The sequence below is a fragment of the Agrobacterium pusense genome (assembly GCF_013285525.1).
GTDB classification, from domain to species: domain Bacteria; phylum Pseudomonadota; class Alphaproteobacteria; order Rhizobiales; family Rhizobiaceae; genus Agrobacterium; species Agrobacterium pusense.
In genome coordinates this window covers 1,802,635-1,825,407 of the sequence record NZ_CP053857.1, presented here as the reverse complement: position 1 = coordinate 1,825,407, position 22,773 = coordinate 1,802,635, and the positions used below count along the sequence as shown (strand labels likewise).

19 protein-coding genes are annotated in these 22,773 nt (G+C 59.7%); 13 read left to right on the top strand and 6 right to left on the bottom strand.

The window, feature by feature from the left end:
• Window positions 1–52 precede the first annotated feature (52 nt).
• Window positions 53–958, bottom strand: a complete 906-nt coding sequence (locus HQN82_RS21895) for a LysR family transcriptional regulator (protein WP_173615932.1) — start codon at window positions 956–958, stop codon at window positions 53–55.
• A 184-nt stretch (window positions 959–1,142) separates the two neighbouring features.
• Here HQN82_RS21895 and HQN82_RS21890 point away from each other — a divergent pair, with 184 nt between their 5' ends.
• A complete protein-coding gene (locus HQN82_RS21890) occupies window positions 1,143–2,198 on the top strand; it encodes an aldo/keto reductase (protein WP_173615931.1) in 1,056 nt (351 codons plus the stop codon).
• Window positions 2,199–2,247: 49 nt separating this feature from the next.
• Here HQN82_RS21890 and HQN82_RS21885 read toward each other — a convergent pair whose 3' ends face one another.
• Both HQN82_RS21885 and HQN82_RS21880 read right to left on the bottom strand, forming a co-directional pair.
• Window positions 2,248–3,198: a bile acid:sodium symporter family protein gene (locus HQN82_RS21885; protein WP_173615930.1), complete on the bottom strand. Its 951-nt coding sequence runs from the start codon at window positions 3,196–3,198 to the stop codon at window positions 2,248–2,250.
• Window positions 3,199–3,391: 193 nt separating this feature from the next.
• Entirely contained in the window at window positions 3,392–4,192 is an 801-nt protein-coding gene (locus tag HQN82_RS21880) for a hypothetical protein (protein ID WP_173616044.1), read from the bottom strand.
• 140 nt (window positions 4,193–4,332) lie between these two features.
• Between HQN82_RS21880 and HQN82_RS21875 the strand changes: the two genes are divergently transcribed.
• Complete coding sequence (locus HQN82_RS21875) at window positions 4,333–5,400, top strand: linear amide C-N hydrolase (RefSeq protein ID WP_173615929.1); 1,068 nt, start codon at window positions 4,333–4,335, stop codon at window positions 5,398–5,400.
• Window positions 5,401–5,440: 40 nt separating this feature from the next.
• On the opposite strand, the gene HQN82_RS21870 is transcribed toward HQN82_RS21875, so the two are convergent.
• Window positions 5,441–5,968 carry a dihydrofolate reductase family protein gene (locus HQN82_RS21870; RefSeq protein WP_173615928.1) on the bottom strand — a complete coding sequence of 176 codons (528 nt, stop codon included), beginning with the start codon at window positions 5,966–5,968 and terminating at the stop codon, window positions 5,441–5,443.
• Window positions 5,969–6,015: 47 nt separating this feature from the next.
• On the opposite strand from HQN82_RS21870, the gene HQN82_RS21865 reads away from it, so the two are divergent.
• From HQN82_RS21865 to HQN82_RS21845, 5 genes are all read left to right on the top strand, one after another.
• Entirely contained in the window at window positions 6,016–6,585 is a 570-nt protein-coding gene (locus HQN82_RS21865) for a TetR/AcrR family transcriptional regulator (protein WP_173615927.1), read from the top strand.
• Between the two features lie 172 nt (window positions 6,586–6,757).
• Window positions 6,758–11,248, top strand: coding sequence for a putative Ig domain-containing protein (locus HQN82_RS21860; protein WP_173615926.1), 4,491 nt, complete (start codon window positions 6,758–6,760; stop codon window positions 11,246–11,248).
• 190 nt (window positions 11,249–11,438) lie between these two features.
• Entirely contained in the window at window positions 11,439–12,038 is a 600-nt protein-coding gene (locus tag HQN82_RS21855) for a superoxide dismutase (RefSeq protein ID WP_173615925.1), read from the top strand.
• A 103-nt stretch (window positions 12,039–12,141) separates the two neighbouring features.
• Complete coding sequence (fdxA, locus tag HQN82_RS21850) at window positions 12,142–12,477, top strand: ferredoxin FdxA (protein ID WP_173615924.1); 336 nt, start codon at window positions 12,142–12,144, stop codon at window positions 12,475–12,477.
• 11 nt (window positions 12,478–12,488) lie between these two features.
• Window positions 12,489–13,058 carry a flavin reductase family protein gene (locus HQN82_RS21845; RefSeq protein WP_173615923.1) on the top strand — a complete coding sequence of 190 codons (570 nt, stop codon included), beginning with the start codon at window positions 12,489–12,491 and terminating at the stop codon, window positions 13,056–13,058.
• 59 nt (window positions 13,059–13,117) lie between these two features.
• Here the strand turns inward: HQN82_RS21845 and HQN82_RS21840 are convergent, their stop codons facing one another.
• Window positions 13,118–14,026, bottom strand: coding sequence for an AraC family transcriptional regulator (locus HQN82_RS21840; protein WP_173615922.1), 909 nt, complete (start codon window positions 14,024–14,026; stop codon window positions 13,118–13,120).
• Window positions 14,027–14,121: 95 nt separating this feature from the next.
• Here HQN82_RS21840 and HQN82_RS21835 point away from each other — a divergent pair, with 95 nt between their 5' ends.
• Window positions 14,122–14,871 (top strand): SDR family oxidoreductase, encoded by a 750-nt coding sequence (locus HQN82_RS21835; RefSeq protein ID WP_173615921.1) that lies wholly within the window; start codon window positions 14,122–14,124, stop codon window positions 14,869–14,871.
• Between the two features lie 131 nt (window positions 14,872–15,002).
• On the opposite strand, the gene HQN82_RS21830 is transcribed toward HQN82_RS21835, so the two are convergent.
• Window positions 15,003–15,899 carry a glycerophosphodiester phosphodiesterase family protein gene (locus HQN82_RS21830; RefSeq protein ID WP_173615920.1) on the bottom strand — a complete coding sequence of 299 codons (897 nt, stop codon included), beginning with the start codon at window positions 15,897–15,899 and terminating at the stop codon, window positions 15,003–15,005.
• 208 nt (window positions 15,900–16,107) lie between these two features.
• On the opposite strand from HQN82_RS21830, the gene HQN82_RS21825 reads away from it, so the two are divergent.
• The 5 genes from HQN82_RS21825 to HQN82_RS21805 all read left to right on the top strand — a co-directional run bounded on the left by HQN82_RS21825 (window position 16,108) and on the right by HQN82_RS21805 (window position 22,772).
• Window positions 16,108–17,256: an ROK family transcriptional regulator gene (locus HQN82_RS21825; protein WP_173616043.1), complete on the top strand. Its 1,149-nt coding sequence runs from the start codon at window positions 16,108–16,110 to the stop codon at window positions 17,254–17,256.
• Between the two features lie 194 nt (window positions 17,257–17,450).
• The gene (locus HQN82_RS21820; RefSeq protein ID WP_006697272.1) at window positions 17,451–17,957 is read left to right on the top strand and encodes a sigma-70 family RNA polymerase sigma factor; all 507 of its coding nucleotides are present in this window, start codon (window positions 17,451–17,453) and stop codon (window positions 17,955–17,957) included.
• 84 nt (window positions 17,958–18,041) lie between these two features.
• On the top strand, window positions 18,042–19,010 hold the full coding sequence (locus HQN82_RS21815) for a FecR family protein (protein ID WP_173615919.1): 969 nt from the start codon (window positions 18,042–18,044) through the stop codon (window positions 19,008–19,010).
• A 109-nt stretch (window positions 19,011–19,119) separates the two neighbouring features.
• Entirely contained in the window at window positions 19,120–21,549 is a 2,430-nt protein-coding gene (locus HQN82_RS21810; protein ID WP_173615918.1) for a TonB-dependent siderophore receptor, read from the top strand.
• Complete coding sequence (locus HQN82_RS21805; RefSeq protein WP_173615917.1) at window positions 21,549–22,772, top strand: MFS transporter; 1,224 nt, start codon at window positions 21,549–21,551, stop codon at window positions 22,770–22,772. The genes HQN82_RS21810 and HQN82_RS21805 overlap by 1 nt, the downstream gene beginning before the upstream one ends.
• Window position 22,773 lies beyond the last annotated feature (1 nt).

The window sequence follows — 22,773 nt, the reverse complement described above, 5'->3', positions numbered from 1 at the left end:
CCGGCAGCCTGAGGCCTTAATCCAACTCACGCCTTTTATGGCACGTGGAACGTCACTTCACCCGCCCATACTCGCCGAGAAAATCGAGCAGGGCCCGAATACGTGCCGGAAGCGGTCCCCTTTGGCCGACATAAACGGCATGAAACATCTCCGTCTCACCCGTATCGAGATGATCGAGGACCGGGATCAGACGGCCGGCGGCGATATCGTCCCGCACGGTAAAAGCCGCAAGGCGAACCAGACCCACACCGGCAAGCGCAAGACGGCGAAGGCCTTCGCCATCGCTCACCTGCACGCGTCCCGTGGCCGGAATAACGACGGTCTTTCCGCCGTCCCGCAACGGCCAGCCGTCGATTGATCGGGCGTAGCCGAATCCAAGGCGGTTGTGATCTTCGAGATCGGCTATTGTCTGTGGAATACCATGACGCTCCAGATAATCGCGGGAGGCCGCGATGATCATTCTCGTCTCACCGAGCTTGCGGGCGACAAGCGTTGAGCTTTTCAGTGGTCCCGCGCGCACGGCCACATCCGTGCGTTCCGCAAGCAGGTCAACCACCAGATCCGTCTGGACGATATCAAGCGTGATGCCTGGATGGAGCGCCAGAAACCGTGGCAGGATGGGTGCAAGAATATGCGCTGCATAGGATGCGCTGGTGTTTATCCGCACGCGGCCGAGAGGCCGTTCACCTTCCCCGGCAGCGCGTTCGGCCTCTTCAAGATCGGCAAGGATACGGGTGGCCCGCTCATAGAAGGCGCAGCCCTCGGGGGTGATCTGAAGCTGACGGGTGGAACGGTTGAGCAGGCGTGCGCCAAGGCGGCTTTCCAACCGCGCGATCAGCTTGCTCACGGCGGAAGGCGTCATGCTAGCCGCAGCCGCCGCGCGGGAAAAACCACCAAGCTCAACGACCCGTACGAAGATCTCCATCTCCCCTGCCCGGTTGATCTCCAGTCGCGCCATGATGACTTCATCTCACAAGTGATAATAGTTTCGGCATTCTATTTCATTGAAGAGCAGGCGTCTATCTTAAGATAGCGATTGCAACACAGCGCAGTCTTCACCCGTCAGATCACGAATGGACGAGCAGTAGGCCACGCCGCGACGTGCCGCCTACGACCATTTTGGAACAACAAAGGAACGACCCATGGAATATCGCCAGCTTGGCAAATCCGGTCTGAACGTGCCGGTCTTGAGTTTCGGCACCGGAACCTTCGGCGGCTCCGGCCCGCTCTTCAGCAACTGGGGCAATTCAGATGCGGCAGAAGCCCGACGCCTGATCGATATCTGTCTGGAAGCAGGCGTGAACCTGTTCGATACCGCCGATGTCTATTCCAATGGCGCATCGGAGGAAGTGCTCGGCGAAGCCATCAAGGGGAGGCGCGACAGCGTTCTCATCTCAACCAAAACCAGCCTGCCGATGGGTGACGGACCAAACGACGCCGGATCGTCCCGCTTCCGGCTGCTGCGCGCGGTGGATGACGCCCTGCGCCGCCTTAAGACCGACTATATCGACATCCTGCAACTCCATGCCTTCGATGCCTTTACACCGGTTGAGGAAGTGCTGTCGACGCTCGATACACTCGTCCGCTCGGGCAAGGTGCGATATACCGGCGTCTCGAATTTTTCAGGCTGGCAGATCATGAAATCGCTGGCGGCCGCGGATCGATATGGCTGGCCGCGTTATGTGGTCAACCAGGTCTACTACTCCCTGATCGGCCGGGATTACGAGTGGGATCTGATGCCGCTCGGCGCGGATCAGGGTCTTGGCGCCATGGTCTGGAGCCCGCTTGGCTGGGGACGGCTGACCGGAAAAATCCGCCGCGGCACGCCGCTGCCTGAGGGTAGCCGCCTGCATGAAACCGCCGGTTTCGGCCCGCCGGTGGATGACGAACATCTCTACCGCGTGATCGATGCGCTCGACGCCGTTGCGACGGAGACAGGCCGGACCGTACCGCAGGTCGCCCTGAACTGGTTGCTCAGACGCCCGACTGTTTCCACGGTCATCATCGGCGCGCGCAACGAGGAACAGCTTCGCCACAATCTCGATGCCGTGGGATGGGAACTGACATCCGCACAGCTAGCGACACTGGATAAAGCCAGCGAGACGACAGCGCCCTACCCGCATTTCCCGTATCAGCGCCAGGAAGGCTTTGCCCGACTTAATCCACCGGCCGTAGCACGTCAGACTATGCCGTTCTAAGGCAGGGTCAGGCCGCCTGAACGACGGGCGGCTGACAAATGCGGAGCTTTTAGGCGGCTTTGTTGGCGGAGCCTGCGTCCACCCGGCCCGAAAACCAGTTCGCCAGGATTGCGCCGGATATATTGTGCCAGACGCTGAAAATGGCACTCGGAACGGCAGCGAGAGGCGAGAAATAGGCCGTGGCAAGTGCCGCACCAAGCCCGGAATTCTGCATTCCGACCTCAATCGCAATGGCCTTGCGCTTGGCAAGCGACAGGCCTGTTGCCTTTGCCGCGAGGTAACCGAGCAGATAGCCAAGGCCATTGTGCAGAACCACGACGGCAAAAATCATCAATCCAGACTGGGCGATGGACGCCTTTGATCCTCCCACCACCGCCGAAACGATGAGGACGATGCCAATGACGCTGACGAGCGGCAACGCCGGTACGGCGGTCTTGACGAGGCCGGGCAGCAGCTTTTGCAGGACGGCACCCAGAGCCAGCGGAACCAGAACGACTTTGACAATGCTGAGGAACATCGCCCAACCGTCGACGGGCAGGAACTGGCTTGCGAACAGCCAGACGAGGAATGGCGTCACCAGCGGCGCCGCGAGCGTGGTGACCGAAGTGCAGGCAACGGACAGTGCGACATCGCCCTTGGAGAGATAAGTCATAACATTGGAAGACGTGCCGCCCGGGCAGCAACCGACCAGAATGACGCCCGCCGCGACTTCCGGCGGCATGGGAATGATGCGGGTGAGCAGCACCGCCAGAAGCGGCATGATGAGAAACTGACCGAGCACGCCGATCGTCACATCGAACGGCCTTTTCACGACCTCCCTGAAGTCATCGACCGAAAGTGTGAGACCCATGCCGAACATGATGATTGACAGTAGCGTGACGATCCACGGCGCGATCTGCTTGAACGTATCCGGAAAGAAAAAGCCGAGGACGGCAAACAGGATGACCCAGATGGCAAAAGTCTTGCCCACAAAAGCCGAAACGGCTGCCAGCGTTTTCATGTCTAAACTCCCATAAAGAACAGCACAGCCCGTCTATCCTCCAAGGAGTTCGTGTCAAGGCCAAACCAGGCGGCGTCGTACTCCTCCTCAAACTCACGGCTGCCCCACAGCTGTCTCGCGAAAATCCGGATTAGCGCGGTGCGAGAAACCTGTGCCCCGCCGCGCAGATGATCGATGGAATCCGAAAAGGTGATCAGAACCTGTAGGTGACACCGAGTACAGGCCCGCTCAATCGGGAATCAAAAACATAACCGTCGTCTGAATAATCGACATCAAGCACCTTGTAGCCTGCCGAGACGGACAATGAGTCGGTAAAGATGTAGTTCACCGTCGCGAGCGCTGACCAGGTGAGATCCGATCCCGCGCCAAAGCCGCCGATATCCACCTGCGCCTGAACGGACAGCTTATCCGTCAAGCCAAAAAAAGCACGCGCGCCGATGACGGGATCAATCCAGCCAAAACTTTCCTTGTGGGTGGCGGACACGCTGCCGATCAAGGGATGACTGGCGGTCACCGCCACCTCATTGGAAATATGCCAGAAGCGAGCCCCGGCCAGCGCGTCCAGCGAAAATCCATCTGCGTCAACGATGCGGTACCCGGCCTGCAGCGTCGCCATGAATTCCTGCGTGTCGACATCTGCATCGATTGCAGCGCCGGCCGGCAAGGTTGGTAAACCGGGAATCTGCAGTGCTGGCAGCGGCCCGGCCGCCTTGCTGTCCGTAGTATCGACATACATGATGTCGCCGGAAAGGACGAAGCGGTCATAACGGCCCCAGACGTTAAGAAACCCGCCGAAGTTGAGATCGTCCATCACGTCGGAGAAGGATTTTTCGACATGAAGCGTCGGCGCCCGCCGGAACGGCGAGATATTGCCGTTCAAACCAGTGGCCCATAGATAACCCGTGGCCTGAAACGCCCAATCGGCTCCATCAACCGTTGCGGGCGCGGCACGAACCTCATCCGCGCCTGAGGCCGCAGTTGCGGAAAAGGCCATAAAGACCGCAAAAACCGGTAATTTTAGCAATGCCTTCTCCCCAACTAATTGCCCGTAGCTAAACCTATTTGACTCCCGCCAACAAGTCCGATCTTCTATCATACGCTGTATCTTGTACCGAAAGCACCGGAGACGTTTGAATGCGCCCGAAGACCCTGCCGCTTTTCTCTGCCTTCACCGCCGCCATGTTTTCCATCACCACGCTCACCACGTCAGTTGCTGAAGCCTGCACGCGTTTCGTTTATTTGGGCGAAAATGATCAGGTGATGACGGCCCGTTCGATGGACTGGAAAACGGATGTGGGGACGAATATCTGGGTTTTCCCCCGCGGCATGGACCGTTCCGGTGAGGCCGGTCCGAACTCCATAAAATGGACCTCGAAATATGGCAGCGTGATCGCATCGGGTTATGACATTTCCACAACGGACGGCGTGAACGAGGCGGGCCTGGCGGCCAACGTTCTCTGGCTCGTTGAGTCGAGTTATCCCGTCTATGACGGGAAATCTCCGGGCTTGTCCATCGCAGCATGGGCGCAATATGTGCTCGACAATTTTGCGACCGTGGAGGAAGCGGTGCGTGCGCTCGAGAAAAACCCGTTCACAATCGTGACTGATAATGTCCCCGGCGAAGAGCGTCTGGCGACACTGCATCTATCGCTCTCCGATGGGAGCGGCGACAGCGCGATCGTTGAATATATCGATGGCAAGCAGGTCATCCATCACGGCCGCCAGTATCAGGTGATGACCAATTCGCCGACTTTCGACCATCAGCTGGCATTGAACGAATACTGGAAGCAGATTGGCGGCACCGTCATGCTGCCGGGCACGAACCGCGCGTCCGACCGTTTCGCCCGCGCATCCTTTTACGCAAACGCAATACCCAAAAGCGAAAACCCGGTCGAAGCCATCGCAAGCGTGTTCAGTGTAATCCGCAACGTCTCCGTTCCTTACGGCATTACGACCCCGGACCAGCCCAACATATCCTCCACCCGCTGGCGCACGGTGATCGATCACAAGCGCAAGCTGTATTTCTTCGAATCCGCGCTGACACCGAATATTTTCTGGATTGACCTGACGAAGCTCGATCTTTCCAAGGAGACGGGTACCGTGAAGAAACTCGACCTCGGCCCCAATCAGATCCATATCTATTCCGGCATGGCGAATGACAGCCTGAAGGAGACTCAACCTTTCAAATTTCTGGGGCTTTGAGTCTCATCCTGGCCGCTGCGGTTCCATGTTCGCCGGAGCGTCATGAAAAGCGGTAATGCAATCTCACACAGCCCTTGTCGATTGCTGTTGCATTTATCAGCGTCGGGCTTGCCCGGTACCCGGTCAGAGGAAAGAGAGGCTGGCCGGAGCCGAGTATTTCCGGGATCACATATATTTCGATCTCATCCAGCGCGCCGCGCTCCATGAAGGCCATCTGCAGCCGGCCCCCGCCCAGCATCCAGACATCGCCGTCATCGAGCGCACGCAATTCCTCGATCAGCGAATTCAGGTCGGCGCGCACTTCCAGCGCGCCTTTCGGCTGCTCGATCGGCCGCGACGTGACGACGATGACACGGTGGCCGTCATAGGTCCACGGACCTTGCTCCCCGGCGATGAAATCATAGGTCGCCCGCCCCATGACCACGGTCCTTATCCCCTTCAGGAACAGGCGATAATCATGCTCGCCGAGGTTCATGTCGTCATACTTGTAGAGCCAGTCAAGAGACCCGTCTCCCGCTACGATCAAGCCGTCCAGACTGGTAGCAATATATCCGCGAATGACCGCCATTTCATCCTCCTTGATTTATAAATGAATATACGTTTATAAATATCCTCATGCCAAGACACAAGCTTGTTTCCGATGAAGAGGTGCTTGACGCCCTGCTGCCGCTGATGTTGCAGACAGGGCCTGACGGCCTGACCTTTGCTGCCGCCGCCAAAGCCAGTGGCCTCTCTGCCGCTACGCTGGTACAGCGCTACGGCAACCGCGAAGACCTAGTGGAGTCTGTGCTGATGCGCGCATGGGACAACCTGCTGGCGCAGACGCGGACAGCGGACGACGAGGAGCCGTTGACGCCGCAGGGCGCGATATCCCTGCTGATGCGGCTTATGCCGGGTGACGCTGCGGAACAGAACGCCTGTGACGGGCTACTGCTGCTTAGAGAAGATATCCGCAATCCGAAACTCAGGGCGAAAGGTGCCCTCTGGGGCAAGATTCTCGCACAATCGCTGGGGCGTCGGGTCTCGAAAGATGAAAAAGCCGCGGCGAGCCTCGGCTGGCAGATGGCGGCCGTCTGGCAGGGCGCGCACACGTGGTGGGCGTTCACCCGCGGTGAAGATGCGGATTCGGCAATTCGAGGAGCGCTTCAGGACTGGGTGGACATGGTGGAACGGGCTGGGCGGTGAACAGAAATCCTCATCGTTGCAGCGACTTTTCGCCTTCAGATGGGGCAAAAACGACACGCTATCCGCAAATAACAAGAAGCACCTGTGATTTATTCAAGCAGAGGTTGACTCCCACCTCCAATCATCTCTAGCAAAGTCTCGCATATTCGCACATTCTAATGCTGGGGGGCATATGGGCAGCGGGCGTAGTTGGTGGAGTGGCGTTGCCCGTGGTGCGGCGTCTAGTTTTCACGGGATCCTGACGGCGGCTTCGCTTGCTCTGGCGCTTCTCACTGTTTCGGCGACGGTAACCCTGGCCCAGTCTGTATCGGTTTCGGCTTCTCCAGCGACGTTCAATGCCGAAGGGGACGTGGTCCGTTTTGATTATGTAATCGACCCCGGCTCTTACACTATTACGGGTATTAATCCCACCTCAACCTCTATCAAGGGCGCAAGTGTGACCTGTCCAGCCCTTGGCGGTGGTCTCGAGTACCCGAACAAATTGACATGCACCGCAACCTACTCTGTCGATTCCTTCGATGTCATGTCGGGACAATTCTCGGATTTTGCGACTTTCACCGGTACGCGAATTGGCGGCAACGGCAGCGTGACCATGACGAGCAACACGGTGGTGGTCCACGCGGCCCAAGGTGGACCCGTCGTCATTTCGGTGACATCGTCGCCAAATCCTTCAATACCCGGACAAGAAGTCGCCGTGACCGCGACGGTCTCCTCGATGGGTTGCAACGCCGGTCAATCACCTTCAGGCAGCGTCAACATTTCCATTGGTTCGCAATCTGCAAATCTCGGCCTGTCGCCGACAGGGCCGGTCAGCCCGGCGTCGTCCGCCACATTTCGCACCACAACCCTTGCGTCTGGCACCTATCAGGTAAACGCATCCTATTCAGGCGGCGGCGGTTGCAGCACGGGTACAGCCTCCGGCCCAAGCCATACGGTGGACACTAATCCAACGGTGACGATCAATCAGGCCGCCACTCAGGCAGATCCGACCTCCCGGTCTCCAATCCTGTTTGATGTTGTTTTTGATAAGCCGATCGTCGGTTTTTCCGCAGCCGACATTCAGCTTTCCGGCACCGCAGGAGCGACCAATGTCGCAATCACAGGCTCAGGCCCAAGTTACCGGGTTGCGGTAACTGGAATGAGCCGCGCCGGAACCGTCACTGCAGCAATTCCGGCCGGAAGCGTGATGACGCCGGCGGGTCTTCCAAACGAAGCCTCCACAAGTTCAGACAACAGCGTGACCTATGACCCGGTAAGAATTACACCGGTCACCATTTTAAACCCTGTTTATCAGCAGTCCTATGGGCCGATTACCCTCTCCGCGGGTGGTGGCACCGCGCCGCACACTTTTGCGGTATCGGCTGGTTCGCTTCCGCCCGGTCTCTCACTGACAACCAACGGTGAACTCAGCGGCACCCCTACCCGAAGCGGCAATTTCCCATTTACAGTGACCGCAACGGATTCCACGGGCGGGACAGGCTCGCAATCCTATACGCTGGCAATCGCCGCTCCCGTCATCGAAATCAATCCGACCAGTCTCCCCGCGGCAACCTACGATACCGCCTACAGCCAGGCACTGACGGCCTCGGGTGGCGCTACCCCCCTAGTCCTGTCGGTAACCGCGGGGACTCTCCCGTATGGCTTGACACTGTCGTCCGCTGGCGTGCTCTCCGGTACGCCGTTAGCAGCAGAGAATACGGCCTTCACCATTACCGCAACGGATGCAAATGGCGAAACAGGTAGCCGGGCCTATTCCATCAACGTCGCCCCCACCGTTCCCGATGCCCCGACAGGCATCTCTGCGACCGCTGGCGATACGCAGGCATCGGTATCGTTTCAGCCTCCGCAGAAAAGCGGCGGCACCTCTATTTCGTCGTACATAGTGACCGCAAGCCCTGCGGACGTCATGCCCGTAACGGGACAAAGCAGTCCAATCATTGTTAACGGCCTCACAAACGGCCAAAGCTACACGTTTACGGTGACAGCCGAAAACAGTGTGGGGCCCGGCTCTCCCTCGGCGCCATCAAACAACGTTACGCCGCGTGCAGCCCAGACGATAACGTTCACCAATCCCGGCACGCAGACATTCGGTACAACGCCCACTCTGACAGCGACAAGCGATTCCGGCCTGACGCCTGTCTTCACATCCAGCACCACAGCTGTCTGCACGGTTACAACGACCGGCATCTTGGCATTTGTATCGACCGGAACCTGCACGATCAACGCGGATCAGCCAGGTAACGACGACTACCTCGCCGCAACGCAGGTCACGCGTAGTTTCACGGTCAACCCAGCGGCGCCCATTGCAAACGATGTTTCGGTCACGATCCTGCCGGATTCGTCCAACAACGTTCTTCCCCTTGACATAACGGGCGGCGCAGCGACCACGGTTAGTGTTGCGACTGCACCGGCGCATGGAACGGCGACCGCAACTGGAACCACGATCAGCTACACGCCGGCGCCGGGCTATACCGGCCACGACCGCTTTACCTACACTGCGACCAACGTCAGCGGTCAATCGGCACCAGCGACGGTCAATATCAATGTGACTGCAACCACGCTGGTTTTTTCGCCCGCTCCCGGACGACTGACCGATGCTTTTACTGCAGTACCTTACAGTGCCATCATCTCGGTTTCAGGTGGACGCGCACCCTATCAGTACGCAGTCGGCGGCACGCTTCCGAGCGGCTTGAGCTTGAATGCAACAACGGGCGAAATCGCTGGCGTGCCGACGGCGGAGGGCGTCGCAAGCTTCAGTGTCACGGTGCGAGACGCAGATGACGTAGTAGCGTCGGCGATTTACAACATCGCCGTGCTGGCGCAGGCCCCGGTCGCAACCGACAGCGCAGTAACCGTGGCTGCAGACAGTACCGGCAACTCTGTCCCGCTAAACCTTTCCGGAGGCCGGGCCGACACGCTTGTCCTCGTCGCTGGCCCGTCACATGGCACGGCAACGGTGGCCGGAACCACTCTCACCTACAGCCCCACAAGCGGCTACTCCGGTTCCGACAGCATCACCTACACGGCGAGCAACGCCGCTGGTAGTTCCACTGCAACGATTACAGTGACGGTCACACCGCCGCCAGGCGCGCTTTCCCTCTCGCCCGCCGGCGGCGCGCTGGAAGATGCGATGGCGGGAGAAGCCTACAGCCAGTCGATAACGGCCTTCGGCGGAAGCTCCCCGCTAATCTATAGTGTTTCGGGCGGTACATTGCCGCGCGGCATGGTTCTCAACGTGTCGACCGGCGAACTGACGGGGCCGCTCGAAACCGAGACCGAAGGCGATTACACCTTCACCATCCAGGTACGGGATGCGCGCGGACGCACGCTTTCGGCTGGCTATACGCTAAAGGTGAAGCCGCGTGCGATAACAGTTGAAAATCAACTGATTAAAGTGGAAAGCGGCGCTCCAAACAATGTGAATCTCACTAAGGACGCGAAAGGCGGACCCTTTGTTGGTGCCGACTTGACATTTGTAAGCCCACAAGGTGCTGGGCAGGCGTCTATCGTGAATGGCGAGTTCGCGCAGGCGGGCGGAACACAACCTACCGGTCTTTATTTGAAGTTCGTACCAAACCCCGCATTTAAGGGCTTTGCCAAGGTCGGCTTCCGTTTGAAAACCGCAACAGGAGTGTCAAACGAGGCGACAATCACGTACGATATCAAGACATATAACGAGGATGCGGTCGAACGAGAGATAGACCGCCTCGTGCACGGTTTCGTCAGCACAAGACAGAATCTTCTTGCTTCAACCATCAAGGTTCCAGGCCTTCTGGAACGCCTGCAGATGGCCAGTGCAACGGAGGCCGTGACCTCTCGCGCAACACCGTCCGGTGAAGGGATGGTCCTCGGCTTTTCCACCAGCCTCGCCCAGATTGAAGCTGCCCGCGAAAGGTCCGATGGAGTGACGGAGACCGAACTGCCAGCCTTCAACATCTGGCTGGACGGTACGTTTCTCGTTCATAATCGTGATGAATCGGGCAGCAAATGGGGCAGTTTCACCATGGTCTCGGCTGGCGTGGACTATCTGCTTTCCGACAAAGCTCTGCTGGGCTTCTCGTTTCACTTCGATCGAATGACAGACCCCACCGACGGTGACAATGAACTCACCGGAAACGGCTGGCTCCTAGGCCCGAACGCATCGCTCGAAATCGCGAAGGGAATTTTCTGGAACAGCAGCCTTCTTTATGGAGGGTCCGCCAATGACATCGATACGCCCTTCTGGGACGGGTCGTTCGATACCACACGCTGGCTGTTCGACACGTCGATTTCCGGTCGATGGGATATTGATGACGTTACGACTTTCACGCCGAAACTTCGTGGCGTCTATTTTTCCGAGACAGTTGACGATTACGCCGTCGGGAGTGATGCCGGCGACAGGATAGACTTGGAAGGTTTCCGCGAAGAACAGCTCCGCGTCAGCCTCGGCGCGGAGGTGGCCCGTCAGATTGCGCTTGAGAACGGCTCGATCGTCATACCAAGATTCGGGGGTACTGTCGGTGTCTCAAGTCTTGACGGATCTGGCGCATTTGGCTCCCTCGCGACGGGTGTTTCCATGGAGACGGCAGAAAACTGGTCGCTTGATGCAGCACTCCTTTTCAACATAGAGGGCGATGGGGAAACATCAGCAGGGGCGAAACTCGGCGTCAGCAAGAAATTCTAGGCGCAAAGGCAAGCAAACTGAAGCGCCGTCCCGTTGGCTGGCCTGGGTGACCAGCACGGCGGCACGCCGTTGGCATGGCGTCAAAAAACCGCTTGACCTCAACCGCGATTGAGGTCCTAGAAGTACGGTCACCTTGTTTTCGCAAGGCTCTTTCATGCTCTTGAGCGAACAGTTGACAAAGGAATACCCCATGGCTTTCCAGCTTCCCGACCTGCCCTATGCCCATGATGCGCTCGCCCCCTCGGGGATGTCCGAGGAGACGCTGAAGTTCCATCATGATCTTCATCACAAAGCCTATGTCGACAATCTCAATAAGGCGATATCAGGGACCGAGTGGGAAAACAGGAACCTCGAAGAGATCGTCCGAGGCACCTATGGGAAGGGTGCGGTGGCACAATCCGGCATATTCAACAACGCCTCCCAGCACTGGAACCACACTCTCTTCTGGGAAATCATGGGGCCTGAGCATCATGCGATGCCCAAGGTGCTGGAAGAGGCGCTGACACAGTCCTTCGGCTCGGTAGCATTGTTCAAGCAGAATTTCGCCCTTGCCGGCGCTTCCCAGTTCGGCTCCGGCTGGGCGTGGCTGGTGGTTGATACCGATGGTTCTCTGAAAATTACCCGCACTGAAAACGGGGTCAATCCACTGTGCTCCGGACAGAAGGCGCTTCTTGGCTGCGATGTGTGGGAACACAGCTATTACATCGATTTCCGCAACAAGCGCCCGGCCTATATCGAGAACTTCCTCGATAATCTGGTGAACTGGCAGGCGGTCGCCGGTCGTCTATGATCTGATTGAACCAATCTGGCCGGCGCCGCTACCTCGTGCGGCCCGTCGGCTCAGGCGCAGCCGGACAGCCGCCATCCGGCTGCCATTCCGTTCGAGCACCCAGATGCCCTATGTCGTCACCGAAAACTGCATCGCCTGCAAATATATGGACTGTGTGGACGTCTGCCCGGTCGAATGTTTTTATGAAGGCGAGAACATGCTCGTCATCCATCCCGATCAATGTATCGACTGTGGCATTTGCGAGAGAGAGTGCCCCGCCGCAGCGATCAGGCCAGATACGGAGCCGGGACTGCACGTCTGGCTCGACCTCAACCGCCACTATTCCGGCATCTGGCCGCGCGTGCATCAAAAGAGAGCGCCGCCAGACAATGCCGATATCATGAATGGCGCGGCGGCCAAGTTTTCCATTTTTTCGAAAAAACCGGGAGCGGGCGGTTAGCCCGGCGTCGCATGTCTCATAACCTCAGGCTCATCGATGGCGGTGCGGTCAATCACGCGCATCTTCCGCTGAAAGCCTCCGCTACGCCGGCAGTCTCACCACGTGAGTCCAAGGACGCGATGGGCGCCCTCGCCTTCACCGTCGCGGTGGCCTCATCCGCCCATGGAGGTGAGCGGATCGGACGCACGATCACCTCCTACATGCCGCTCAGCGCGGAGCCACCGCTTCTGATGATCTCCATCGACGCCAGCAGCCGTATGGCCGACCTCATAGCCGCAAGCCGGCGGTTTTCCGTCGCCGCGCTGTCCAGGGGCCAGGAAGAGATCGCCGACGTTTTCGCGGGGAAGGGAAACCTGCCGGATCGGTTTTCGACCGGCCAGTGGGATTTCTGGCCGTCAGGAAGCCCTCGGCTTGCCGGGGCGTCACTCTCCCTTGATTGCGAGCTCGTCGGCTCCGTTGATGCCGCCGACCACATACTGTTCGTTGGCGCCATTACCGAATCGATCCTGGATCCCTCACGCAAAGTCCTGCTCTGGAGCGAACGTGCCTATACCGGCACGGATCGAAGTCATTCCGTCTAGGTCTTTCGAACATGATCATGCCGCCACCGTAAGCAACCTGAGTGGAGAAATCCGCACCGTCAGTGCCTGTCGTTATTCGCCCGCGCAAAGCTGCCCGGAGCCATACCCGTTCTTTTGCGGAAAGCGGTGCTGAATGCACTGGCGGATTCATAGCCAATCTCCTCCGCGATATCATCGAGGGACTTTACTCCGCGTATCAGCGCGTCCCTGGCCAGCGCCATCCGCCAGCGAGCCAGATACTCAATCGGCGCGCAGCCGAGCATTTCATTAAATCGTGCTGCGAAGGCCGAACGCGACATGCCGGCGATGCGAGCCAGTTCGGCCACGGTCCAACTCGCGCGTATATCGGCGTGCATGGAAGACAATGCGCGGGCAAGCCCCGGCAAGCGCATCCCCTTCACCAGTCCTGCAGGAATGGCTTCGTTACCAGCGTTCGGCCGACGTAGCACTTCAACCAGCAAAACCTCCAGCATGCGCCGTATGATCAAATCCTTGCCCACATCCTCGCCCGTGCACTCCTCCGCCAGCAACTCGATCAGACGCGCCAGCCGGGATGCTCCACCCTCTCCCGCAGGTACATGGATCAACTCGGGCATCAACGAAAGCAGCAGCGCCGAGTTGATCCGCTCGAACGTGAAACTTCCTCCCAGCGCAACAAAATCGGGTTCCCCATGCTGTTCCCCATGCCGCACCGCCTGATCTAGCGGCTCGACCGGAATGCAGTCGACGTCGGTATCGCTGCAAAGCGAGAAGGCGGGCGTGGACGGCAAAAGCAGGAAATCGCCACGCGCCAGCCGCAGAGGTTCCCGGCCATCGATCATAAGCCATGCCGCACCGACCAGCACGACGGCAAAGCCCGGGGCGTCATAGGCGCGATAACGCGCGCCCCATCGGCCTCGTCCGGAAATTGGCTTCGAAACGGCGGCGCCCGGCCGCAAAAGATCGATAATATCGCTGAGAGGATCCATTATCTGGACGATCAATAATAAATTATGGTGTTACGAGCATATATCATCCAGAGCACATCGTCTATCTCCGGCCGTATCGAACAAAGGAGACTATGATGACCAAAACGATCCTCGTCACCGGCACTTCGTCGGGCTACGGCAAGGCAACCGCCGAGTTCTTCCTATCACGTGGCTGGAATGTCATTGCGACCATGCGGCGTCCGGATCCCGATCGCCTCGTTGGCAACACCGACCGGTTGCGCGTCCTGCCGCTGGATGTGACGGACGAACAAAGCATCGCGGCGCTGATCGATGCGGCAGGTCCGGTCGATGTGCTGGTGAACAATGCCGGCATCGGTATGGTCGGCGCTTTCGAAGCGACACCCATATCGGCAATCCGCACGATCTTCGAGACCAACAGTTTCGGTGTGATGGCGATGACGCAGGCCATAATCCCGCAGATGCGAAAGCGCAGATCCGGCACCATCATCAACGTAACATCCAGCGCCACGCTCGCCTCTTTCCCGCTCGCCGCCGCCTACACTGCCAGCAAGCAGGCAATCCAGGGCTTCTCCGGCTCGCTCGCGCATGAACTGGGTCATTTCAACATCCGGGTGAAGCTGGTGGAACCGGGCTATGCCCCGACCACCCGCTTCACGACAAACGCCATCCTTCCGCTGGAGCAACTGCTGCCGAAAGACTACATGGATTTTGCAGGACCAATCCTTGAAGGCTTCGCCAAACCGGCCATGACGACCAGCGAAGACGATGTTGCCGAAGCGATATGGGGCGCCATCCATGACGTATCCGGCCAGCTTCGTTTTCCCGCTGGTCGTGATGCAGTTGCGCTGTCCCGAATGAACTGACGACCGATTGCGGCTTTACAGGACATTGCTCGGTTCCGGCCTTCCAACGGATAAAATCGGGATGGCAGATGTTTCAGAACATCTGTCATCGTCTTTACCAGAATGATGGCGACGGCGCTCGAGACGCATGCTCATGTTGGCCATGCGCTGCCGGTTGCGCCAGGGGCCGTCTTTAGCCAGCCGGTAAAAGCTTTGACCTCATCCGTCTGGATCGCTCCGACGCCGGCCCTGGCGAGAGCGCCCCACACGGCTTCAGGGTCCGCCAGCGCGCGCGTGTCGTTGAAATCAAGGCAATGGGCGACGTCGAGCGTGTTGATCCAGAGACGGATGTTCTGGCGCTCCATCTCGGCACGACCTTCAGCGAGATCGGCTATATCGGTGAATTTCACCTCGATCATGGGCGCACACAACGCCTCGATACGGCGCAAATCCTCCGCAAACTTGCCCTTGCGCACCGGGAACATCGGCATATGTGGGATCTTGCCGAACCAGTGCGCATCCAGCACCTCGAAGCGGGCAGCTTCCGGGTCGATATCGGTCTTCACCAGCACCTGATCTTGAATACCGAGCCGCAGCACGGTTTCCATCACCTGCGGCAGATCGCGGGCGAATTTTGTATCGATATTGACGGTGATCCTGCCACGCGCCTCTTCCAGCAGTTCTTCCAGCGTCGGAACGCATTCGTCCGTCACGCCGGCTGCATCGCCGCCCGCGCCGTCCTTCAGCTTCGCGGCGCGGACGACCTCGAACGGCAGCGCGCTCACGGTGCCCTTCCCAGTCGTCGTGCGGTCGAGTGTGCCGTCATGAATGACGACCAGCCGGCCATCGGCCGTCGCCTGCGTATCGATCTCGATCATCTCTATCCCTGCCGAAACCGCGGCTCGGACGGAAGCCAGCGAATTTTCGGCGGTGACTCTCCAGAAGCCGCGATGAGCAATGGTTAGGATGGCCGGGTTGTCGCGCGAGCAGAGCGCGAGGACATTGCAGGGGCTGGGGGAATTTCGGGAGGCGGCTAGGGTTTGATGCATTATTTCACTTTCAGACGTTGTGTTTACCGGCGCTGGCCGGGGTCATACTTTTCCACGCCTACGGCCGAGGCGGCTCCTGCGAACTGGCTGTTGACCGTCTGGATGTAATACACTCATAGTGTAATATTTATAACAGGATCCATGAAAAGTTATGTCAGCCACGGTGGTCCGCATTGCAGCCGCCCCCGCACAGCCATTATCCAGAGCGATGACCATGGATCAGACCCAGCCCCAGAGTTTCGACCGCCAGCCGCTTGCCAGCGAAAACGAGCGTCTCATTCTGCATATCGTGCGCCGCCAGGGGCCCATTGCCCGCGCGTTGATCACCGGCCACACGAACCTGACCCAGCAATCCGTGCACCGCCTGATCGAGGGCCTGCTGGAGCGTGGGCTTCTGCGTACCGGCGCACCGATCAAGGGCACACGCGGCCAGCCGAGCCCGACCATCGAACTCGTGCCGGAAGCGGCTTACTCTCTTGGCATTTCCATCAACACCGACTCCCTGGTGATCTGCATCGCCGATTTCCGTTGCGATGTGATCGTCGAGGAAAAGCTGAAGATGCTTCCGGAGGACCGGGAAGAGACGCTCGCGGCCTTGTCGTTGGCGCTCGAACGGCTGCTGGCGGAACATGGCGTTCCGCGCGAGCGACTGCTTGGTCTCGGTTTTTCCATGTCCGGCTTTTTCGTGTCGGAGGACCGCGCCTTCAACGCGCCTGAACCTCTTCGCGACTGGTCGCTGATGGACCTGAAGCCTATCCTTGAGAAACAGTTCCAACTGCCTGTCTGGCTGGAGAACAACGCCACCACGGGCGCGATCGGCGAAAGCCTTCGGGGTGTCGGCTCCTGGTGTCAGACCTTCGCCTATCTGTCCTTCAATTACGGCTTCGGGGGCGGCTTGATCCTCGGCGGGCAACCGTTCCACGGCTTCCATGGCAATGCCGGCGAATTCAGCGGCATATACAGCCCGGATGAAGCGCCCAAACGGCCGGCCCTGCAATATCTGATCGCCACCCTGCAGAAAAACGGTGTCGACATTCACTCGATCGAACCGCTTTATCAGCAGTTCGACCCCGCATGGCCGGGCGTCGAGGAGTGGCTCACCGAGACGATGCCGCAGGTGGACCGGCTGATCGCAAGCCTGATCGCGGTCCTTGATCCGCAGGCCATCGTCTTTGGCGGACAATTGCCACGCGCGCTGGGGCAGATGATGATCGAACGCGCGCACATGCCCTCCCGGCGCGAACATCGTTACGGTGTCGGCCCGAAGGAGGCGAAGCTGGTTCTCGGCGAGGCTAAGGGCGATCCCTCGGCTCTCGGTGCGGCGCTGCTGCCGCTCAGGGTGCGCTATTTCCTGTAACTCAGCCCAAGCGGCCTGATGTAATCCCGCAACAATCATAACGGAAACGTGAGCCTGATTTCGCCCCCGGTTTTTTACTGGTTGGCAGCTTGCATCCGAGGGCGATAAATATGATTGCAACGATCATGTTTATGACATGACGCAGCATATCCTGTTGCTTCATGCGTCAAGCCAGTACGCCACCGGGTCGATTGATGAGCAAAGCTCTGTTACAGGTTCTCGATGCCGACGAGGAAAGCCGCCTGATGCGGTTTTTCCGCCGGCGCCTGCAGAACCGGGAAGACGCTGCCGACGCCATGCAGGAAACCGTGCTGCGGGCGCTGGAGGTTTCTCATGCCACGCTGATCGACAATCCACAGGCCTATCTCTTCCAGATCGCCCGGTCCGTCGCCCGCCTGACAGCCATTCGCCAGTCGCGAGAACGGCCATTATTCGCACCCTACGAAGCGGGTTTTGCCGTTGCCTGCGAAGAGCCGGGGCAGGAGCGGATCGTCGCCGGGCGGCAGCACCTTATTTTAATGGCACGGGCCATCGAGGCCCTGCCCAAGCGTTGCCAGCAGGTCTTCGTGCTCAGCCGCCTGCATGGCCACTCCAACGGCGAAATCGCCGCCCGTCTCGGCATTTCCCGCAATATGGTGGAAAAACACATCATCAAGGCGCTGCTGCACTGCCGTCAGGTCCGCGCGCAAATAAAAATGTAGACCGTCATCAGGTGTTCGCATCCTTTTTCACTCTATAAGGGAAAGGGGACACATCTCAGCACGCAACGAACGGCAGATCAGGACATGAACAAGCGCCCGGACGGTCTGAAGGATAAAGGCTTGACCGATGACGGTCTGGCCGAAGAGGCCGCGCTTTGGGTGGCGCGCATGCAATCGGCAGATGCGACGGAGGCGGAGCGCGAGGCGTTTCATGTCTGGCTGCGGGCCGATGCCGCCCATGCCAGCGCCTATGAGGACATGCAGAGCCTCTGGGGCGAGCTTGGCGATATAGAGCTTGCGCCGGTTGAACAGCGAAAGCGGCGCGGACCTCGCCGGGCAATGCTGGCGGGTGTTGCCGGTCTCTGCCTCATCGGGCTTGCAGCGCTGGTTGCGGAGAAAAGCGGATTGAAGGACCGCTGGCAGGCGGATTTTTACACCGAAATCGGCGAAACACGCCTGCTTTCGCTCGAAGACGGCAGCCGCATCAGCCTGAACACCGATACCGCGATTTCGGTTCATTATTCCCAAAAGGAACGGCGCATCACCCTTCTTCGCGGCGAAGCCTATTTCGATGTCGCCAAAAACCCGGAGCGGCCCTTCATCGTCGAGGATGGAGCGCTGACGGCAAAAGCGCTCGGTACCCATTATTCGGTGCGCACCGGCAATGGCGCGCTGCCGCAGGAGGTGCAGGTGGAGGAAGGCCGGGTGGAGGTGACCACAGGCGCCGAGATCGCCGTACTCACGCCCGGAGAGGCCGTGACCCTTGGCGGCGACGGCCGGCTGATGCGCGCCCGCAAGGATGTCGCCAAAAGCATGGCCTGGCGCGAAGGCAAGCTCGTCTTCTCCGGCCAGCCGCTACGCGAGGTCCTCGATATTCTCTCGCAATATCGCCGGGGCCGCATCGTCATCCTCGATGAGGCGGCGGCGAGGCAGCACGTCTCCGGCATCTTCGATCTCAAGGACACAGATCAGGCCCTCACCATTTTCGAAGAGAGCCTTCCCGTTTCGGTATCGCGGCTTTCCGGAATGCTGGTTTTCGTCCGCTCGCTATAAAATAGCTTTTTTTGCAGATCCGACGTCAGGAGTCGGTCCGCCTTTTCACTCTAGGCAATCAGGACCCGTTTCAGCGGGGGGCATGAGATCACGAGTGAGAGGGAATGACATGAATTTGGGTAAGCAGGCACGCGGCTGGTTCTGGCTGACGACGACGGCGATTATCGGGGGCATCGTCTCGGCTGGTCCGGGCGCCACGACCGCCAGCGCGCAGACACCGCCCGCCGCAAGCGGCGCACCCGCCACCTTCACCGTCTCCATTCCCGCAGGGCCGCTGGAAAACGCCATTCTCAGCTTCGGCCGCCAGGCCAATCTGCGCATGGTCTACCCCTCCGCGATCACCAGGGGTCGCAGCACGGTCGGCGTCAAGGGCACGCTCAGCGTATCGGCGGCAGTCAGCGGGCTTCTGGCCGGATCGGGACTGAACTATGCATTGGCCGGCGGCAATACCGTCCGCATTTTCGATCCCGCCAGCCAGACCGCCGAAAGCGGCGGTTCGGCTGCCGCCGGCAGCACCCTGCTTGCGCCGATCACCGTACAGGGCACCGGCCTTGAAGGCGCCAGGGGCATCATCGAGAGCGATGGCTATGTCGGCAAATCCGGCCGCACCGCCACCAAGACCGATACGCCGGTTGCCGAAACCGCCCAGTCGATCACCACCGTCAGCCGCAAGCAGCTTGACGACCTGAAGCCGCAGAACCTCTCGGAAGCGCTGAACTACACGCCCGGCGCGCGCATCGGCCAATATGGCGCGGAGCCGCGTTTCGACGCCTTCAAGGTGCGCGGCACCGATCTCAGCACCACCGGCATCTTCCGCGACGGCCTGCGGCAGGTCAGCAGCCAGAACGGCAGTGCCCGGCTCGAGCCCTATGGCGTGGAAGCTGTTTCCATCCTGCGCGGTCCCGCCGCCTCCATCTATGGTGCAAGCAGCTCCGGCGGCATTGTCGATATCATCTCGAAACGCCCGACCGAAGAGACGCTGCGCGAGGTGGAGCTGCAATATGGCTCCTTCGGCCGCGTGCAGGGCGCTTTCGATCTTTCCGGCGCCGTCGATGACGAGAAGACCATGCTTTACCGCCTGACCGGGGTGGCCCGCGACGGCCGCAACGAGATCAGCGCCATCAAGGACGACCGGCTGTTCATCGCGCCGGCCTTCACCTTCCAGCCGGATGCCGGCACCAAGCTGACGTTGCTCGGCGAATATATGGACAGCACCACCGGCGGCACCTGGGGATACATCAACAATTACGGCAGCGACGGCAAGTCGATCGGCGCGACGCCGGTTTATGGCGGCGATTCCCGTTTTAATGATTTCGAGCAGAAACAATGGCGTGTCGGCTATGAGTTCGAGCATGAAATCAACGACAACGTCACCTTCTACAGCAAGGCGCGTTATTCGGCCCTTTCGGCCGACCAGCAATGGGTCTTCGCCAACTATCCCGGCATCACCATCGAGGACAATGAAGGCGTCTCCGCCGACAATTACTTGAAGACAGAATTCGCCACAGGCCCGGCGAAACATACGCTGCTGACCGGTATCGACTTCAGCCACATGTCCTACACCTCAAAACAGGGCAGCGGCGCCAGCCCCTTCACCGACACCTTCACCTATGTGCCTGATGTGTCGCTGATACTGAAGCAGAGGATGAACACGCTCGGCATCTATGCGCAGGATCAGGTCGAAATCGACCGCTGGCGCCTGACGGCCGGCATTCGTCACGACTGGCTGGACACCGAATATCAGGCCCAGACCGTCGGAGACGCAGCGGCTCCCATCTATGATGGCGATGAAACCAAGACGACCGGCCGCGCCAGCCTCGGTTATGTCTTTGACAGCGGCGTGATGCCCTATATCAGCTACGGCACCTCCTTCGTCGCCAATCCGGGCGTCATCATCACCACGGGAACGGTAACGGGACAGGCGCAGCCGACGCTCGGCAAGCAATATGAGCTCGGCGTGAAATATGCCCTGCCGCAATATAACGCCCTGCTGAGCGCCGCGTTCTTCAATCTCGATCAGGACAATGCGACGGTCTATGAGACCTCGTCCGGCATCAACCTGCTGCGCCAGCTCGACCTGCGCTCGCGCGGCGTGGAACTCGAAGCCACGGCCTCGCTCGACAATGGCTGGAGCCTCATCGGCTCCTATTCCTATAACGACGTTGAAATTACCAAACTGACGTCGGAAACGGTGGGCAAGCAGCTCAATTCCTCGCCCTATCACACCTTCTCGCTGTGGGCCGATTACGAGTTCCAGAGCGGTGCGCTCGAAGGCCTCGGCATCGGCGCGGGCGTTCGTTACGTCGGATCGAGCTTCGGCGACAACCAGCACACCCCCATTCTTGTCAATGAGGCCCGCACCTTCGTCGACGCCTCGCTGCGCTACGATCTCGGCAAGGCCCTGCCCTCGCTGGAAGGCGTGAAATTGCAGATCAACGCCACCAACCTTCTCGACGAGGTGAAACAGGTCTGCACCACAGGCTTCTGCTATTATGACGAAGGCCGCAAGGTCGTCGGCAGCATCCGGTATCGCTTCTGATGCTGCAGCAGAACCCTGCCACAACCAAGCCGTCGCCGGCCGCCGTCTTCGTGGCGGTCGGCGGGCTTTATGTCGGCCAGAGCGTGATTGGCGGGCTGACCTTTCTCGGCCTGCCGGCGGTGCTCAGAACCGCCGGACTGCCGCTGGACCAGATCGGCCTTCTTTATCTCGTCGTTCTGCCCTGGGCGCTGAAATTCCTCTGGTCGCCGCATGTGGAGCGTTACCGGCTGCCGCCCGTTGGCAGGAACCGGTCGCGGGTGATCGTCGGCACGGGCATCGCCGCCTGCGCCTGCGGCCTCGCTGTTCTTGCTTTCACCGGCCCGTCGCCGGTTTCCGTCGCAATCGCCATCCTGTCGGTAATCGCGCTGGTGACGGCGACAGTCGACATCGCCTGCGACGGCTATGCGGTCGAAACGCTGGCGGAAGAGCATCATGGATGGGGCAACGCCGCACAGGTAGGCGGCTCCTATCTCGGCTCCGCCATCGGCGCCGGCCTGTTTCTGGTGCTGGTGGACTGCGCCGGCTGGACGAGCGCCACGCTGGTCATGGCCGGGCTGGTCATCCTGCTCGCGCTCCCCTTCCTGCTCGGCCCGGCGGCAAGAACGGTCCCGCAAACACGGGACCACCTGCCATCGATCAAAAACGCGCTCAAGCGTCGGGAAGTCCGCACCGGCCTTCTCGTAGCGGCCGTTTATGTCGCGGCGCAGAAATGGGGTCTGGCAATGCTCGGCCCGTTCCTGGTCGATTACGGTTTCGATCTCGCCACCATCGGCGCACTGAATGGCGTGGGCAGCATGATCGTCGGTTTCGCCGGCGCGCTGCTCGGCGGAACGCTGGTACGCCTCTACGGGGCGTCACGAATCCTGCTCATCGCCATCTTCGTGCAGACTGCGCTGTTGTGCCTTTTCGCCTATTTCAGCGTTCATCGCGATATTTCGCAATGGGTCGTCATGGCGGTTGCGGTGGCTAGCTCGTCGGGCATCATGTCCATCGGCTTCGTCGCGCTTTACGCCTGCTTCATGGGCTGGTCCGACCCCCGGCAGGCCGGGGTCGATTTCACCCTGTTCCAGTGCATGGATGGCGTTGTCGGCATGATTGGCGGGCTGGGCGCAGGCGCGATTGCCGAAAAATTCGGCTATCAAGCCTCCTTCATCATTGCCGCCATCGTTTCGGTGCTCGCCGCACCGGTCATCTTCCTGCTGATGCGACGGCAGAACTCTTGAA

Excerpts from the sequence above, each read along its gene's own strand:
- fdxA (WP_173615924.1), top strand. The coding sequence starts at position 12,142 with ATGCCCTATGTCGTCACCGAAAACTGCATCGCCTGCAAATATATGGAC.
- HQN82_RS21895 (WP_173615932.1), bottom strand. The coding sequence starts at position 958 with ATGGCGCGACTGGAGATCAACCGGGCAGGGGAGATGGAGATCTTCGTA.
- HQN82_RS21830 (WP_173615920.1), bottom strand. The coding sequence starts at position 15,899 with ATGCATCAAACCCTAGCCGCCTCCCGAAATTCCCCCAGCCCCTGCAAT.
- HQN82_RS21860 (WP_173615926.1), top strand. The coding sequence starts at position 6,758 with ATGGGCAGCGGGCGTAGTTGGTGGAGTGGCGTTGCCCGTGGTGCGGCG.
- HQN82_RS21855 (WP_173615925.1), top strand. The coding sequence starts at position 11,439 with ATGGCTTTCCAGCTTCCCGACCTGCCCTATGCCCATGATGCGCTCGCC.
- HQN82_RS21880 (WP_173616044.1), bottom strand. The coding sequence starts at position 4,192 with ATGGCCTTTTCCGCAACTGCGGCCTCAGGCGCGGATGAGGTTCGTGCC.
- HQN82_RS21870 (WP_173615928.1), bottom strand. The coding sequence starts at position 5,968 with ATGGCGGTCATTCGCGGATATATTGCTACCAGTCTGGACGGCTTGATC.
- HQN82_RS21825 (WP_173616043.1), top strand. The coding sequence starts at position 16,108 with ATGACCATGGATCAGACCCAGCCCCAGAGTTTCGACCGCCAGCCGCTT.
- HQN82_RS21865 (WP_173615927.1), top strand. The coding sequence starts at position 6,016 with ATGCCAAGACACAAGCTTGTTTCCGATGAAGAGGTGCTTGACGCCCTG.
- HQN82_RS21835 (WP_173615921.1), top strand. The coding sequence starts at position 14,122 with ATGACCAAAACGATCCTCGTCACCGGCACTTCGTCGGGCTACGGCAAG.
- HQN82_RS21845 (WP_173615923.1), top strand. The coding sequence starts at position 12,489 with ATGTCTCATAACCTCAGGCTCATCGATGGCGGTGCGGTCAATCACGCG.
- HQN82_RS21810 (WP_173615918.1), top strand. The coding sequence starts at position 19,120 with ATGAATTTGGGTAAGCAGGCACGCGGCTGGTTCTGGCTGACGACGACG.
- HQN82_RS21885 (WP_173615930.1), bottom strand. The coding sequence starts at position 3,198 with ATGAAAACGCTGGCAGCCGTTTCGGCTTTTGTGGGCAAGACTTTTGCC.
- HQN82_RS21840 (WP_173615922.1), bottom strand. The coding sequence starts at position 14,026 with ATGGATCCTCTCAGCGATATTATCGATCTTTTGCGGCCGGGCGCCGCC.
- HQN82_RS21890 (WP_173615931.1), top strand. The coding sequence starts at position 1,143 with ATGGAATATCGCCAGCTTGGCAAATCCGGTCTGAACGTGCCGGTCTTG.
- HQN82_RS21820 (WP_006697272.1), top strand. The coding sequence starts at position 17,451 with ATGAGCAAAGCTCTGTTACAGGTTCTCGATGCCGACGAGGAAAGCCGC.
- HQN82_RS21875 (WP_173615929.1), top strand. The coding sequence starts at position 4,333 with ATGCGCCCGAAGACCCTGCCGCTTTTCTCTGCCTTCACCGCCGCCATG.
- HQN82_RS21815 (WP_173615919.1), top strand. The coding sequence starts at position 18,042 with ATGAACAAGCGCCCGGACGGTCTGAAGGATAAAGGCTTGACCGATGAC.
- HQN82_RS21805 (WP_173615917.1), top strand. The coding sequence starts at position 21,549 with ATGCTGCAGCAGAACCCTGCCACAACCAAGCCGTCGCCGGCCGCCGTC.